Source organism: Mesorhizobium sp. P2_C7 (genome assembly GCF_056404515.1).
The window spans coordinates 89,942-104,106 of the sequence record NZ_JBFUDW010000015.1 but is presented as its reverse complement, the minus strand read 5'-3'; the positions used below and the strand labels follow the sequence as shown (position 1 = coordinate 104,106).

The window sequence follows — 14,165 nt, the reverse complement described above, 5'->3', positions numbered from 1 at the left end:
CACCAAGGCTACTGCGCGCTGACGTCGACCGTGACTTTCGCCTTTCCGGCCGAAATTTGATCGGCGAGACGCCTGAGTTCGCCCTTGGCGAACCTGCCGTTGATCATGACCTCGCCGCCGAGGATGGGTTCGACCAGCCGCGGCGACATCACGACGTTGCCGCCAACGCTGAGATCAATCGTCTTCCCGACATTCGCCTTGGTGAAAGCGGCGAATGCACGCCCACTGTCCGGCGCCATCTTGAGGTTGAGCGCCACTTGTCCTGGCGCCGGATCGGGTACCACCACGGCCTTGGCGATTGTTAGCGTCAATGGCTCGGCCATGGCGAGGCCTCAGGCGAGCAGTCCGATGGCCGTTGCAGCAATCGGGAGAAACAGGACGCGCATCGGGAATTTTCTCCAAACCGCCGATCTTGCACGGCGACGCTGCCGCGCCAATGCCGCTTGTCTCCGGTCTGGCGGCACCGGGCTTGCGACCGGTATCGGCCAGAATAGGATTCCGTTTTGTCGTAAATCGGGTTACCCTTCCGACAAGGGCCTTTCTGAATTCGTCATTTCGGGGAGTTCGATGTGCGTCGCCTGATGGTCGCAACTGCCGGTTTTCTCGCTGCCCTGGCCGTGCCGGCTTCCGCAGCCGACCCCACCGTCGACGTCCCGATGACCGCGCCCGGCTTCGACTGGACCGGCTACTACGCCGGCCTGCAGGCTGGATATGGCTGGGGCCAGTCCGATATCAACGGGACGGGGGGCGAGCCATTTTCCGTCTCGCCCGATATCGACGGCGGTTTTGTCGGCGGCCATATCGCCGGCCTGTGGCAGTTCGACCAGGCAGTGATCGGCGCCGAGGCCGACCTCAACTATTCCTCGGTCGACGGCTCGACCGAGGCGGAGCCGGGAAACACTTTCGGCACCGACGTCAAATGGTTCGGATCAATCAACGCCAAGGCCGGCTACGCAATGGACCGGCTGCTGGTCTATGGCATCGGCGGCATCGCCTTTGCCGGCATCGAAACGTCGCAAGCGACAGGCACGGCGTTCGACAGCTCACGCACGAGTGTCGGCTGGGCAGTGGGTGCCGGCGTCGACTACGCGCTGACCGACAAGTTCGTCGTCGGCGCCCAGTATCGCTACTATGATTTCGGCTCGGAGCATTTTGACGCGTCCGGCGATTTCACCGACCGCGACCAGGATGTGAAGCTGAACACGGTGGGTATAAATTTGAGCTACAAGTTCTGAGCCTCGCCAGCGGCCTGGCGCGACCCGGCCAAGGCTGTGGCTTAAGAAGCTCTCTGGTGGAAGGGGCGGCCGACGCCCCCAGTTGGGCGGGGTGATGGGTTGGGCTGAGAAGCGCCGGCCTGGGCGGGTTTGATCCGCCGAGTAGTATCATACCAGTACCTCCGGCGCGCATAATTCCGTGATCGCACCATTCTGTTCAAACCGCCCGGTCTGGCTTCCGTATTCAGACTTGACCAGGAACACGACTGGACGGCCCGCATCCTGACATCTGAAAAAGGCCGGCCTGCGGATGTGGTAGAATTGGTAGAGGCAAGGGATCTTAGATGCGAGCTAGCCCATCCAGACGCGTCCTTCGCAGTCTTGGCCGGCCTTGTTTTCCGGGCTTTGCAGGCGCGACCTGAGCCCGACATATCTATCAATCCCTACCCTTCCCTGCTCTTCCGGTGCCAATTGCGGTGCCAAATCAAAAGCCCGCCACCTTGAGGCGGGCCGTTGGCGGCGCGGTGTACCTCATCCGGCTGTACCTCATAGAGCCATCTTGCATTTCGCGTTCTTCCCTGCACTCCATCGGGAGCGGCCCGCTTCAGGGGAACGCTCAAAGCTGGTTGACCAGGGGAGAGGTTGACCAAGATTTGTTCAAGTGCCACGAGGGATGTACCTCGTGTTTCCGCCTTGAAGAGGCCCGCCGTCGTTAGCCAGGCGGGCCAAGACGAGAAGGAGAACGAACTTGGACACCTTATTAGCGCTTGCCGCTCTGGCCGTATCTCTGGTTGCACTTGGCATGTCCGTCTTCTTCTGGAGGCGACAATTTCGCCCGATCGTAACGGCCGCGGTTAAAACTCACAGCGGCGGGAACGATGGGATCGCCTACAATCTCGTGGTGCTGAACTCTGGATCAATTCCCGCGAAAAATATCCGCCTGATCGTTCACGACCAGGCCGGCCTCAAAGCGGCGCTCGGAGTCGGTGCCAATGAGGATGCCAAAAAGCGGTGGCTGGCGTGTTTCACTCAGTCGACGGAAATTCCACTCCTCCAAAACGGCGATAAGACGACCTGCTCATTTGGGATGACACACAGCGATCCGCGGCGAAGCTTTTGGAAACCGCAAGCCCAGTTTTGGATCCGCATTGAATATGAAGGTTGGTTCGGCGCTAAGTACGATTCGGACCCGCTTAACGTTTTGCAGATCGCCGATTCGGACAGCTTCACCGGAGGGATGTGGGCACCGGTGAGAAACCCGCCACCAGGGACAGCGGGAATGTCTCAAACCGGGTCGAAACTCAGATTCCGTCCACCGTCCGGCATTCCTCGGGCATCTCCCCAGCGTCCTGTTCGCCATCCTCGATCCACGCGGTATTATCGACCTTCATCGTGAGCCGCTGATCGGTTGCTACGGTCCGGCCGAGTGATGGCTCGTCTGCACCCGTGCGGCTCGTCCAGCACGTCGCCGCCGTGCTCGTTTCCGGCTTCGCACTCGTCTTTGCTTGGGAACGTGGCGTATGCCCAGCCAAAATGCGGTTGCACGACCTTACACCCCAGCTCCCGCACTGATCGCCAGTGGGCTCGATGTGGTTGCAATCAGCCGTCGCCTAGGGCATGCGTCACCTGTGGTCACGCTGTCAGTCCACGCCCATCTGTTCACACAGTCGGACGAAGGTGTTGCAGCGGCGATTGAAACCGCAATGAGAATGGGCGCAGAACAGTAATCCGGCCTTTCAGTGCCAATCCGGTGCCAAGCGGGCTTGAATGGCTGGACCTATGTTCGCTTAAGTGCTTGTAATCGCGGCCTGCGGACGTGGCGGAATTGGTAGACGCAAGGGACTTAAAATCCCTCGATCTCTGATCGTACGGGTTCGATTCCCGTCGTCCGCACCACTCTTGGCTCACGCGCCTCCAGGCAAAAGGCTCCCTCGGACGAACCAGGGACCGCAGCCGAACGGCTGCCGGCGCGCAGTGTCACGCCAGCGGCTTAGCGAAAAGGCTGTTCGGGGCCTCTGCGGTGAGGCGAGCGCCCTTACTTGATATAAACCAGCACGTAGCGGCCCTTGTAGGGCTGGTAATACTTCGTCCCGCATTTCCAGACCACGGCGCCACCGCTGTAGGTGGTCTTCACGCATCCTTTGGGCAGGGTCGTGATGTAGATGGTCGTCCTCTGGATCACGACCGTCTTTGCTTCCGCCGAGTTGACCATGCGAAAGCCCAAAATGCCGTCAAAGCCGTCGCCGGCCACCGAAGAGATCGCGAGCACGCCACAGATGGCGACCGCGCGAAAGAACGAACTGCAACTGATCATAAGCATTCCCCTTCCCTTTACTTGCCGCTTTGGCAGCCTACCAGCAACGCGCAAAGCCTCAAAGGACTTAAAATCCCTTGCGCTTTGATCGTGCGGGTTCGATTGCCATGTTGAAAATAAACGCTCAATGGAGAAGCCCGCCACCGGTCGGGCGGCGGGCCCTTCGTCGCGCCCCTGCGATCAGGACTTCTTGTCGCCATTTGGATTTGGTGCCGGGGCCTCTCGCACGTCTCGCGGTGGCGGATCGACATGTTCAGGCTCCGGCGATGCTTCCTTGTCAGGACGACGGAGTGTCTTCTTCGTGTCAGGCTTCGGTGGCGGGTCCTTGACTTTGCTTGGCATGTCCAGTTCCTCCCATCCCCCTGAAACCGGATCCCCGCTCTCTTGTTCCGTGAGCCGGTCAAAAGGCTCGCCATGTGAGGCGCGGCTGTACCTCATCCGGGTGTACCTCATAGAGCCATCTTGCATTCGGGGTTCGTCCCTCACACTCCGTCGGCAGCGGCGCGCTTCAACCTTTCGGTGGTAGCCCTTCATGCGGATGCGCTCTGGCTCTCGCATTAGCGCGGGCGCATGCTTCGGGTCAGCCAGCACAGCGCCTCCTCGAGCCCGGACTGGTTAGGCCCAGCGGCCACCGCTGCTAGTCCCCTAGCAAGTCGCTGGGCCGCCCCGGCAAAAATCCACTCCCGTCAACGCATCACCTTCGGCGCGATCTCCTCGACCCTCACCTTGTCGCCGATCTCCCTTGCCGCCATCGCTTTGGCCCTGTCTCTGGTGGTCCAGCACGGTCCGCCAATGCGGCTTCTCGAAAACGCTCACCATCTAGATTGCGGCCGGTTTGTGCTCCACCTTTTGCTACTTCCTTCGTTCATATGGGTGTGTTCCCCTTATATTAGCAGTGGCATATATATCGTCGCCAGCCGGCGCCGCCCCAACCCGCCCCGCCGGTCAGGCCCAGCCGCCTAGCTGCCGGTCACAACTAGCAACCAGGCCGCTGGGCCGCCCCGCCCGGGTCGTGTCCACCGCAAAGTCGGTATGATCCAAACGGCAAAAATGCAGGCTCCGCGCCACTCTCCGATATCGTCAAACACGTCCCGCACCAGTTTCCCAATGCATCGACTCGCGATCCGGCCGAGCCAGTCGATCAGCGCTTGAACATCCAGCTTTGTGGACTTGCAGCACAGCGGCCAATAGCAGGGGAAAACGTCCGAACAGGCTTCTGTTGCAGGGTAGCTAATATTAGGGTTGGCTTCAGCCGGCTTGCCCCAACAAGAAGCCCCAAGCCGGTTAGGCTCGGCGGCCTCTCGTCACCCCGATCGGCTGTCGAGCCGCATGAAGGCTGATGGCTGAACGAAAAGCCTCGCCGCTCCATTTGCGAAGCGGCGAGGCCCCCACCCACCCCAATGCCGGCCCCAACACCCGGCATTGCTGACACTGCAAATCTGGTGCCAAGCGCAAGTGACCCATTACGGGACATCTGCGTGCGTCAGCTTGGGAGGCCGTGGGCAAGGATTGGTCCGGCCGGAATCGCGCGTGGGCGCAGGCGTGGCACGGTTCTTGCTCCGACAGTTTCAGACATGCCGGGCGCAAGACGCTGTTCCACATCGACACCGGCGTGTGAGGTTGGGACAATGATGTCGCGCAAGCTTCTGTTCGGCCTTCCCGCAGTGTTCCTGGTCACGGCCCTGGCGGTAGCCCTCTTGTCGTCCGAGATGTCATGGGAATTTCTGACGGCGATCCAATCCGATTCGGTCTTTTGTTCAAGCGGTCCATCACGTGAGACCGTATCGGCGTCGGCTTCAACGTCACGGACTTTGCCGTCATGTGGATAGCACAGCCAAAATTCGAAAACGAACAGCCTCCTGCGGCGGCGTCTTACCTGGATTGGGTCATGGCACGCTTGGCCTTGATCACTCGGTTGACATCGGCCTTTCGCGAATTCGTCGCACCGCGCTACCGGCCAGAACTTCACTATATGCGCGGCCCCGGGCCGGCCTCCGCGCGCCGGGCGCGCGAACGCTGAATATCCACGGCCAACGTCCTTATTCGGCCATCGATCCGAGAGCCCGCCTGGCGACAGGATGCAACGCGAGAAATCGATCAAGCAGGAATCGGATTCAGCTTCAGATGCTGGATGAGGATGATGGTCTTGGCGTCGATGATGCGGCCATCGGCAATACCGGCCAGCGCCTCGTCGAGCGGCATTTCCAGCACTTCGATGTCCTCGCCCTCTTCCGGCGCGCCGCCGCCGGCCGAGATGCGGTCGGCAGGCGAATAGCGGGCGACGAAGAACCAGAGCCGTTCGGTGACGCTGCCCGGGCTCATATAGGGTGAAAACAGCCGTTCCACGTTCTGCAGCCGGTAGCCCAATTCTTCCTCGGCCTCCTTGCGGATGCAGGTTTCCGGATCGTTTTCGTCCAACAGGCCGGCACAGGCCTCGATCAGCGGCTCGCGATGACCGGTGACGTAGGCGGGATAGCGGAACTGGCGCACCAGAAGCACGGTCGAGCGCGAGGGATCGTAAGGCAGGATCACCGCGCCGTCGCCGCGATCATAGGTCTGGCGGATCTGCGTTTCCCACTGTCCGTCACGCCGGCGGTAGTCGAGGACGGTCTTCTTCAGGACAGCCCAGTCGTCCGAGAGGATTTCCTCCGAACGGATGCGAATGCGATCTTCCATCGTGGTCTCCATGCTACCCAGTCGAGGCGTAGCCGCGAACCGGCATTTGCGCAATGCAGGCAATCGGTCCAAAAAGGGCGTGTCACCTTCTCGTGTCTGGCGCGTCTTCGATCCACTACCTAGATAGCGGTTTACCCCTCCCGGAGCCCTTTCTCATGACCGCATCGCTTTTTCAGCCAATCACCCTTGACGGCCTCACCTTCCCCAATCGCATCGCCGTCGCGCCGATGTGCCAATATTCCGCCGAAGACGGCTCGGCCAGCGACTGGCACCTCTACCACTGGATGAACCTTGCCATGTCCGGCGCCGGCATGGTCACGGTCGAGATGACCGATGTCGAACGGCGCGGGCGTATCACGCATGGCTGCCTCGGCCTTTATTCCGAAGACAATGAGGCGGCCGCCCGCCGCACACTGGATGCGGCCAGACGCGTCGCCGCTCCCGGCACGAAGTTCGGCACGCAGCTTGCCCATGCGGGCCGCAAGGCCTCCAACCGCAAGCCGTGGGAGGGCGGCGGGCCGCTGCAGCCAAACGAGGATCCCTGGCAGACGGTGTCGGCCTCGGCCATCGCCTACGACACCGGCTGGAACGTGCCGCGAGCGCTGGAGGAAGAAGAAATCCTGCAGCTCATCGAACGCTTCGCCGAGGCGGCAAGACGTGCCGAACGCGCCGGCTTCGATTTCCTCGAACTGCACGCGGCACACGGCTATCTGATCTTCCAGTTCCTGTCGCCACTGTCCAACCAGCGCACGGACCGCTGGGGCGGCTCGCTGGAAAACCGCATGCGTTTTGCCGTCGAGATCGCCAAGGCAGTGCGGAAGGCAACGCCAAATCTGATGCTCGGCGCGCGGCTGTCGGTAAAGGACTGGGTCGACGGCGGCTTCGACATCGAGGATGCGATCGAAGTGGCAAAAGCCCTCAAGGATGTCGGCGTCGCCTATCTCTGCTGCTCGAGCGGCGGCAATTCACCGTTGCAGAAACTGCCCACCGGACCGGGCTACCAGGTGCATCTGGCGGAAGCCGTGCGCAAGGGCGCCGGCATTGCGACCCGCGCGGTTGGCCTGATCGACGACCCGAAGCAGGCCGAAGCGATCGTCGCCGAGGGCCGCGCCGACATCGTGGCGCTGGCGCGCGCCTTCCTGGCCGATCCGCGCTGGGGATGGCGTGCGGCGGCCACGTTCAGCGAGACAATCCACCCGGCGCCGCAGCTTGCCCGTTCGGTGACGACGATGCAGCACTGGATGAAGGCGGCGGGCTGATCGATCGGTTCTCCTGATCCCGGCGCGGCCCGCAGTTCTGGACAGTTTGCCACGGCTTGGCTTCAATTCTGTCCGCGAACTGTTACCTTGGGTGAGGCTGCGGCGGGCGCGGTCAGGCTTGGGAGGAAATCATGTCGTTCAGGGCATTCTTGCCTGTTGCAGCACTGACAGCTGTGGCCGGACTTTGGATCGGCGCGTCGACACCGGCCAGCGCGCAATATTGCGAGGGCACGGTGCACGGCCTGTCCGGCCGCTACAATTTGGCGACCGGCAGCGGCTTTCTTGCCGTGCGGACACGGCCGAACTCGTCATCGCGGATGATCGGCCAGCTGTTCAATGGCGATCACACCGAGATCTTCGACCGCCGCGGCAACTGGTATCAGGTCGAGATCGGCGGCAGGACCGGATGGGCAAATGCACGCTGGTTGCGCAACGATTGCGGCTACTGAGACGCCCGAGCATGTCACCCAAAAGTGGATCCGGTTTGGAATGACGACATGCGTCAAACACTGACCTAGAGCGTGTCGCAAACGCGACGCGACTTTTGGGCGCAGGCTGAAGGACATGGTTGCAACCAAATTGGCTGCTTTGCGTTGCGGCCATGATGGACAACAAACCTTTTGAAGTGCCGGTCGTCGTCGAACTTGGCCACGTCGGCAAATATCGCCATATCCGCAGCGCCCAGGAAGCGGCGGAGTGCCTGATGACCGTTTGGCCGCTCAATCGCGGTCCGCGCCATCGTGATGCCCTCGACACTTGCCTCAAAGTGCTGGAAGGTTATCGTTCGACAGCAGATGCGCGCCGGGCACTGATTGAAGCCGCCAAGGAATCGGAAGTGCTGGTGCCCGACGACAGACTGCCCGACGGCCGGCTGCATTGAGCAGACGGACCTTTCAACTGGAGGTTTTGATGGCGAAGCTGACTTACAAGATCGTCGAGCATGACGGCGGCTGGGCCTATAAGGTCGGTGCGACCTTCTCGGAGACGTTTCCCACGCATCAGGACGCGCTGCGCGCCGCCGAAATCGCTTCGGCCGAGCAACAGGTGGCCGGGGCTACGGACGGCATCCAGTACGAGGACGCCGAAGGCAAATGGCACGACGAACTGGCCGACGGCCGGGACCGCCCGCAGACAGAAGTCTCCGAGTAAATTCTTGTATCCTGGTCTCAGTAATCGGGCAGGCACGGCGCCGACCGCAGACGTCTGGAGAGAAGACGTCCCGCAGCCGGCGGTTGCCCTGCGGGTTTTGTCTTTTGAGCGAGATCTTTTCCGAAAACCGATTACTCGGTTTTCGGGCTCGTGCTCCGACTATTTGCCGCAATACTGATCGTTCACGTTTCCTTGGGCATTCGCATCGGGACCGGCGGTGTCGGAGGCACAAGGGCCGATCGGGCCGGTATTGCCCAGGGTGTTCAATCCTGAGCGGTCGCTGTTGATGCTTCCGGTGGTGGTGGTATCGACGCTTGTATGGTTTCCATTGCCGAACGGCCACCAGTCGTGATTGTTGGAATAGGTGCTGTCCAACGACTGTGCCATTGCCGATGTGGCAAGACCAATCGTCAGGACGGATGCTGCCAGAAGTTTCGTGACCATTGAATTGCTCCGTGTCTTTGCCGCCTTGGGTGCGACACGGGTAAAACCGGCAGTCAGCCTGATGGTTCAGTGAAATTGTCGTGAGCCGGCGGTGATGCCCGACCGGCGAAGGCTCGATTGGCGACGCGCTCGATGAAGGCGACGATCCGCTCCGGCGCGACGAATTGCGGCATGTGCCCCATGCCCTCGACCAATTCGAAATCGAGCCCCTCGATCCTTGACCTCATCGGCGCACCCTGGGTGTGAAAGGTGGTGACGCGATCGGCATCGCCGAAGAGAATGCCGGCCGGCATGGCGATCTCGCCATAACGCTTCTCGATGCGGCCAAGGTCGCGCTCAATCGCCACGACATCGGATGACATGGCGTAGAAATGGGCCGGCCTGAGCCCGAGCCAGCCGCCGCCTCCGACCATGTAATCGCCGGGCAGGACCTGCGGCGCGAAGATGAATTCCATTGTCGGCCGCGCATATCTGAGGCTTGTCGGTATCGCCACCGTATAGCTCATGATCCAGCGCCACAGGCGTGACGGAATATAGAGTGAGCCGAACTTTTCGCGCCCGCCCGCTTCCATATGGGTCAATGGCGCCAGGAGAGCGATGCCGGAAATCGCCTCGGGATGTTCCACCGCCAGGGTCAGCGCGATGGCACCTCCCAGGGAATGACCGACCACCAACGGCTTTTCCAGCCTGAGAGCTTCAATGAAGCGTCGCACGATCTCGGCCTGTTCGGGCAGCCGCCCCGTTGCGCCGCTCGCCCGCACCGAATAGCCCGCTCCCGGTCGATCGAGCGCGATCAACCGGTAGCCCGCACCTAGCCGCCCGAACAGCCGGTAGCCCGCACCTAGCCGCCCGAACAGAGTGTGCCGGAAATGGTGGAGCTGGGCGCCAAGCCCGTGCAGGAACACGATCGGCAGCCCCTCGCCCTGGTCGACATAGTGGATGCGGTTGCCGTCTACCTCGATGAATTTTCCGACCGGCGGCACCAGCCTTTCGGCCTTGGCCGCGATCCACAGCGTCGCCAGCACCAGGCTTGTGATCCCCAGGACCGCCAGCAACAACAGTCCGGCCAGCAGCCATGACAGAATCGACAGGAGCATTGTTCACCCGCACCAGAACCGGCTTGAGCTTAGCCGCATCCGGTGCCGCTGCAACCTTGCATCGAAACCGGCCCGGTTCGATGGATATCTCGCATATCGATACAGATTGTTCGCCGCCCAGCCGGCATTGCGGCTGCTGCCGCGCCGCGCTATCTGAGGCGACTCGTCTTGCCGGAGCCTTCCATGCCCGAAATCGTAACCGCCGCCATGCTCGTCATCGGTGACGAGATCCTGTCCGGCCGCACCAAGGACAAGAACATCGGCCATCTCGCCGATATCATGACGGCGATCGGCATCGACCTGAAGGAAGTGCGCATCGTTCCGGACGAGGAAGACGAGATCGTCGCGGCGGTCAATGCCGTGCGCGCACGCTACACCTATGTGTTCACCACCGGCGGCATTGGCCCGACACATGACGACATCACGGCCGATTCGATATCCAAGGCCTTCGGCGTGCCTTGCGAATACGATGCCAAGGCCTATGCCATGCTCGAGGCAAGCTATGCCGCGCGCGGCATCGAATACACCGAGGCCCGCAAACGCATGGCGCGGATGCCGCGCGGCGCCGATCTCATCGACAACCCGGTGTCCGTTGCGCCCGGCTTCCGTATCGGCAACGTCCATGTCATGGCCGGTGTCCCGTCGATCTTCCAGGCGATGCTCGACAATGTCGTGCCAACGCTGAAGGCCGGCACCCGGATGCTGTCGGCGAGCGTGCACTGCCCATTCGGCGAAGGCCTCATCGGCGGACCGCTGGGCGACATCCAGAAAGCGCATCCGGACACGATCATCGGCTCCTATCCGAAATATGGCGATGGCAAATTCTGGACCGAACTGGTCGTGCGCGCCCGCAGCCAGGAAGCGCTTGACGCAGCGCGTGCCGATGTCGAGGCAATGGTGGCCGGGTTCGCCAGCAATCCCGGCTGATCTGGTCCAGACCGGAACCAAGCACGACGCTGCGACGTTTCCTTCTGGCGAGTTCGATCGGCCGCAATTCTATCGCTTGTAAACTGAGGGGATTACCATGCGATTCAAGACCATCGTCGCCATTTTGCAAAACGAACAGGACGCCGAGCGCGTGCTGGACTGCGCCGTTCCGCTCGCCAACCGGTTCCAGAGCCATCTGACCGGTATCCACGCCGAAACGCTTCCGGTGCCCTACACCTCGGCCACCGGCTTTCCGGACACCGAGTTCCTGCAGGTTTCGGCCGACATGAACCGGGAGCGGGCCGAGAAGCTACAGGCCATTTTTCTCCGACATATCGAGAACTCCGGACTTTCCTTCGAGTGGCGAAGCCTGGAGAGCTTTTCGGGCGACAGCGCGCTGACCGGCATTTCCAGCGTGCGCGCCGCCGATCTGATCATCGCCGCGCAGCGCGAGACGGGCGGCGACCCGAGCGCGGATGTCGATACGCTGGTCTATGATGCCGGGCGGCCGGTGCTGGTGGTGCCGCACGCCGGCCCGCTGGTCACCACCTTCAAGCATGTGCTGCTCGCCTGGAACGGCAGCAAGGAGGCCGCCCGCGCCGCCTTCGACGCGCTGCCGTTCATCATCGAAGCCGAGAAAACCGACATATTGGTCATCGACCCACCAGACTCGCTCGACGAGAGCCCGGAAGCCGCCGGCGCCGAAATCGCGTCCGCGCTGTCGCGCCATGGCGCCACCGTCAGCGTTTCGGTGCAGAGATCGGGCGGCAATTCGATCGACGATATCATCCAGACCAGAATCGCGGAAACCGGCGCGGATCTGCTGGTGCTCGGCGCCTATAGCCATTCGTGGCTGCGCCAGCTTCTGTTCGGCGGCGTGACGCGCACAGTGCTGCGCACGGCGCCGGTGGCGGCCTTCCTGTCGCGCTAGTGCATGTGGCCAAAAAGTGACCCTGGTTTTGGGAGAACGACATGCAGAAAACAAAAACTTAAAGCGCGTCGCTTGAATCCGTTCAACGCGACGCGCTTTAAGTCCACAGCGATCGCTGGCCCTGCCCTTGCCAAGGCCAAGGCTTTCCAGTTAATTCCGCGCGCATTCCCTTGTTTTCTTGCGCGCGGTCCCCGCGCGCTGCGGAGTGCGCGACATGTCCCTTCCCGAAAAAGCCTTTCCAGTCTCCTGGGACCAGTTCCATCGTGACGCCCGGGCGCTTGCCTGGCGGCTTGCGGGTGCCAACAAGGGGCAATGGAAAGCGATCGTCTGCATCACGCGCGGCGGGCTGGTTCCGGCTGCCATCATCTCGCGCGAACTCGGCATCCGTGTCATCGAGACGGTCTGCGTCGCCTCCTATCACGACTACACCAGCCAGGGGCAGTTGCAGGTTCTCAAGGAGATCACCCCCGCCCTGCTGGCCGATGACGGCGCCGGCGTGCTGATCATCGACGACCTGACCGATACCGGCAAGACGGCGGGCATTGTGCGCGCGATGATGCCGAAGGCGCATTTCGCCACTGTCTACGCCAAGCCAAAAGGCAGGCCGCTGGTCGATACGTTCGTCACCGAAGTCAGCCAGGACACCTGGATCTATTTCCCGTGGGACATGGGCTTCACCTATCAGAAGCCGATCGCCGACGATCACGCCGGCTGATTCGCGACAGCGCGTTTTTACTAAATTTGTAGCCACTCCCGGGTACCATTTGCTTTCGGAATGGGCCCACAGGGTACGATTTCCTGTGAATTCGACCTTTGTTGGCGGAAATTGGCCAGTGCATCCAAAGTTTTTACTTTTATTGCTGACCATTGGCCGTAAGATTCGTGAGGCGGCAAAACGATTCTGGAGGCTGGGGCTAGCTTCTCCGATGTTGACAAGGCCAACGACGCACAACCATCTGGCTGAAAGGGTCCGGCGACTCTTCGGCACGGCGCCGTGCCGCCTGCAGGTTGCCGCCCTGCCCTGGCGGGATGCCGGCAACGGCGTCGAGGTCATGCTGATCACCAGCCGCGATACCGGGCGCTGGGTGTTGCCCAAGGGCTGGCCGGAGGCCAGGGAGCCGCTCTGCGAGGCTGCCGCGCGCGAGGCCGGCGAGGAGGCCGGACTGCGCGGAACGGTGTCGCACCTTGAGGCCGGTCGTTATTTCTACGCCAAGGTGTTGGCTTCCGGCGAAGAAGTGCCGTGCGAAGTCCTGGTGTTTCCGCTGCACGTCGACAAGATCGCCGATCGCTGGAAGGAAAAAAACTCGCGCACCCGCAAATGGGTCAACTCCAAGGACGCGGTACGCATGATCAACGAACCCGACCTTTGCCAGATCATCGCCTATTTCTGCGCCGACCCACATAGATTTCCCTGATCGGACGTCCGGCGCCAAGGGCCCCGTCCACACCTGTCAGGCACACCGGCACGGTTTTCGATGCGACGTCATGAATGGTTTGCTAACCATTCACGGATAAGAATCGTTCGGCGTGTTATCGATGGTGAACCCTGTAGACCCACTGCCGGAAGATCCCGGCGAGCCCAAGCGCGAGCATCGTCCGCGCGTGCTCAAGGGTGGAACGATCATCACCGGGATTCAGAACTCGGAGGTCGGCTGCACGCTGCGCAATCAGCACGACAGCGGCGCCGAATTGAAGATACCGCTCGAGGCCCGGGTTCCCGATCGCTTCCTTCTCTACGTGCCGCTCGACGGCATCGCCTATCGGTGCGAGGTTCGCTGGCGCCGCAAGGACCGTGTCGGGGTGCAGTTCACCGGCACCGAGCCAAAGCCGAAAATGCATTACGGCTGATCCCTCGTGATTCAGCGGCGAAGTGGTCGCCGCGCGGCAATTCTATCCCCGTTATCCACATATGTGACACACAAGATGTTGGGGTCACAAAAGCTACGCAAACGAATCCTTGACGGCGCAAAACGAGTCGCCTTTTATAGGCCATGCGCTCCTGTTGAGAGTGCGACCGGAAAGTTCTGAGCCCGGTCTTTTTCCCGGATTATGTGCGTTTTTGCCCGCATTTCCGCCCGTTTACGAGGCCGGCGGAAGCGTTGGGGTTATGGGGCGGTTGGGGACAATAGGGAGAATTGTCGGACTGGAATAAAT

16 protein-coding genes and 1 tRNA gene are annotated in these 14,165 nt (G+C 61.6%); 12 read left to right on the top strand and 5 right to left on the bottom strand.

Features of this window, described 5'->3' with window-relative positions:
• Nucleotides 1-8 precede the first annotated feature (8 nt).
• A complete protein-coding gene (locus AC1D2G_RS26930) occupies nt 9-323 on the bottom strand; it encodes a SecDF P1 head subdomain-containing protein (RefSeq protein WP_477417804.1) in 315 nt (104 codons plus the stop codon).
• A 246-nt stretch (nt 324-569) separates the two neighbouring features.
• Here AC1D2G_RS26930 and AC1D2G_RS26925 point away from each other — a divergent pair, with 246 nt between their 5' ends.
• The 3 genes from AC1D2G_RS26925 (at nt 570) to AC1D2G_RS26915 (ending at nt 3,110) form a co-directional block, all read left to right on the top strand.
• On the top strand, nt 570-1,235 hold the full coding sequence (locus tag AC1D2G_RS26925; RefSeq protein WP_457153912.1) for an outer membrane protein: 666 nt from the start codon (nt 570-572) through the stop codon (nt 1,233-1,235).
• Nucleotides 1,236-1,962: 727 nt separating this feature from the next.
• Nucleotides 1,963-2,610: a hypothetical protein gene (locus AC1D2G_RS26920; RefSeq protein ID WP_477417802.1), complete on the top strand. Its 648-nt coding sequence runs from the start codon at nt 1,963-1,965 to the stop codon at nt 2,608-2,610.
• 414 nt (nt 2,611-3,024) lie between these two features.
• Nucleotides 3,025-3,110, top strand: a tRNA-Leu gene (locus AC1D2G_RS26915).
• 139 nt (nt 3,111-3,249) lie between these two features.
• Here AC1D2G_RS26915 and AC1D2G_RS26910 read toward each other — a convergent pair.
• Together AC1D2G_RS26910 and AC1D2G_RS26905 are read right to left on the bottom strand one after the other, a co-directional pair.
• On the bottom strand, nt 3,250-3,528 hold the full coding sequence (locus AC1D2G_RS26910; protein ID WP_477417800.1) for a hypothetical protein: 279 nt from the start codon (nt 3,526-3,528) through the stop codon (nt 3,250-3,252).
• 2,097 nt (nt 3,529-5,625) lie between these two features.
• Entirely contained in the window at nt 5,626-6,204 is a 579-nt protein-coding gene (locus tag AC1D2G_RS26905; protein ID WP_477228523.1) for an NUDIX domain-containing protein, read from the bottom strand.
• Nucleotides 6,205-6,359: 155 nt separating this feature from the next.
• Here AC1D2G_RS26905 and AC1D2G_RS26900 point away from each other — a divergent pair, with 155 nt between their 5' ends.
• From AC1D2G_RS26900 to AC1D2G_RS26885, 4 genes are all read left to right on the top strand, one after another.
• Nucleotides 6,360-7,463: an NADH:flavin oxidoreductase/NADH oxidase gene (locus tag AC1D2G_RS26900; RefSeq protein WP_477228524.1), complete on the top strand. Its 1,104-nt coding sequence runs from the start codon at nt 6,360-6,362 to the stop codon at nt 7,461-7,463.
• Nucleotides 7,464-7,594: 131 nt separating this feature from the next.
• The gene (locus AC1D2G_RS26895) at nt 7,595-7,912 is read left to right on the top strand and encodes an SH3 domain-containing protein (protein ID WP_095090747.1); all 318 of its coding nucleotides are present in this window, start codon (nt 7,595-7,597) and stop codon (nt 7,910-7,912) included.
• A 152-nt stretch (nt 7,913-8,064) separates the two neighbouring features.
• Entirely contained in the window at nt 8,065-8,343 is a 279-nt protein-coding gene (locus tag AC1D2G_RS26890) for a DUF982 domain-containing protein (protein ID WP_477228526.1), read from the top strand.
• Between the two features lie 29 nt (nt 8,344-8,372).
• Nucleotides 8,373-8,612 (top strand): DUF2188 domain-containing protein, encoded by a 240-nt coding sequence (locus AC1D2G_RS26885; protein ID WP_095090749.1) that lies wholly within the window; start codon nt 8,373-8,375, stop codon nt 8,610-8,612.
• A 159-nt stretch (nt 8,613-8,771) separates the two neighbouring features.
• Here the strand turns inward: AC1D2G_RS26885 and AC1D2G_RS26880 are convergent, their stop codons facing one another.
• Together AC1D2G_RS26880 and AC1D2G_RS26875 are read right to left on the bottom strand one after the other, a co-directional pair.
• On the bottom strand, nt 8,772-9,056 hold the full coding sequence (locus AC1D2G_RS26880; RefSeq protein WP_477417798.1) for a hypothetical protein: 285 nt from the start codon (nt 9,054-9,056) through the stop codon (nt 8,772-8,774).
• A gap of 53 nt (nt 9,057-9,109) precedes the next feature.
• Complete coding sequence (locus AC1D2G_RS26875) at nt 9,110-10,153, bottom strand: alpha/beta fold hydrolase (protein WP_477417796.1); 1,044 nt, start codon at nt 10,151-10,153, stop codon at nt 9,110-9,112.
• Nucleotides 10,154-10,336: 183 nt separating this feature from the next.
• On the opposite strand from AC1D2G_RS26875, the gene AC1D2G_RS26870 reads away from it, so the two are divergent.
• The 5 genes from AC1D2G_RS26870 (at nt 10,337) to AC1D2G_RS26850 (ending at nt 13,859) form a co-directional block, all read left to right on the top strand.
• Nucleotides 10,337-11,080 carry a competence/damage-inducible protein A gene (locus tag AC1D2G_RS26870; protein WP_457153475.1) on the top strand — a complete coding sequence of 248 codons (744 nt, stop codon included), beginning with the start codon at nt 10,337-10,339 and terminating at the stop codon, nt 11,078-11,080.
• A 97-nt stretch (nt 11,081-11,177) separates the two neighbouring features.
• Nucleotides 11,178-12,011: a universal stress protein gene (locus AC1D2G_RS26865; RefSeq protein WP_457153476.1), complete on the top strand. Its 834-nt coding sequence runs from the start codon at nt 11,178-11,180 to the stop codon at nt 12,009-12,011.
• 214 nt (nt 12,012-12,225) lie between these two features.
• Nucleotides 12,226-12,726, top strand: coding sequence for a xanthine phosphoribosyltransferase (gene gpt / locus AC1D2G_RS26860; RefSeq protein WP_006200882.1), 501 nt, complete (start codon nt 12,226-12,228; stop codon nt 12,724-12,726).
• Between the two features lie 211 nt (nt 12,727-12,937).
• Entirely contained in the window at nt 12,938-13,426 is a 489-nt protein-coding gene (locus AC1D2G_RS26855) for an NUDIX hydrolase (RefSeq protein ID WP_477228605.1), read from the top strand.
• A gap of 121 nt (nt 13,427-13,547) precedes the next feature.
• Nucleotides 13,548-13,859: a PilZ domain-containing protein gene (locus tag AC1D2G_RS26850; RefSeq protein WP_477228531.1), complete on the top strand. Its 312-nt coding sequence runs from the start codon at nt 13,548-13,550 to the stop codon at nt 13,857-13,859.
• Nucleotides 13,860-14,165 lie beyond the last annotated feature (306 nt).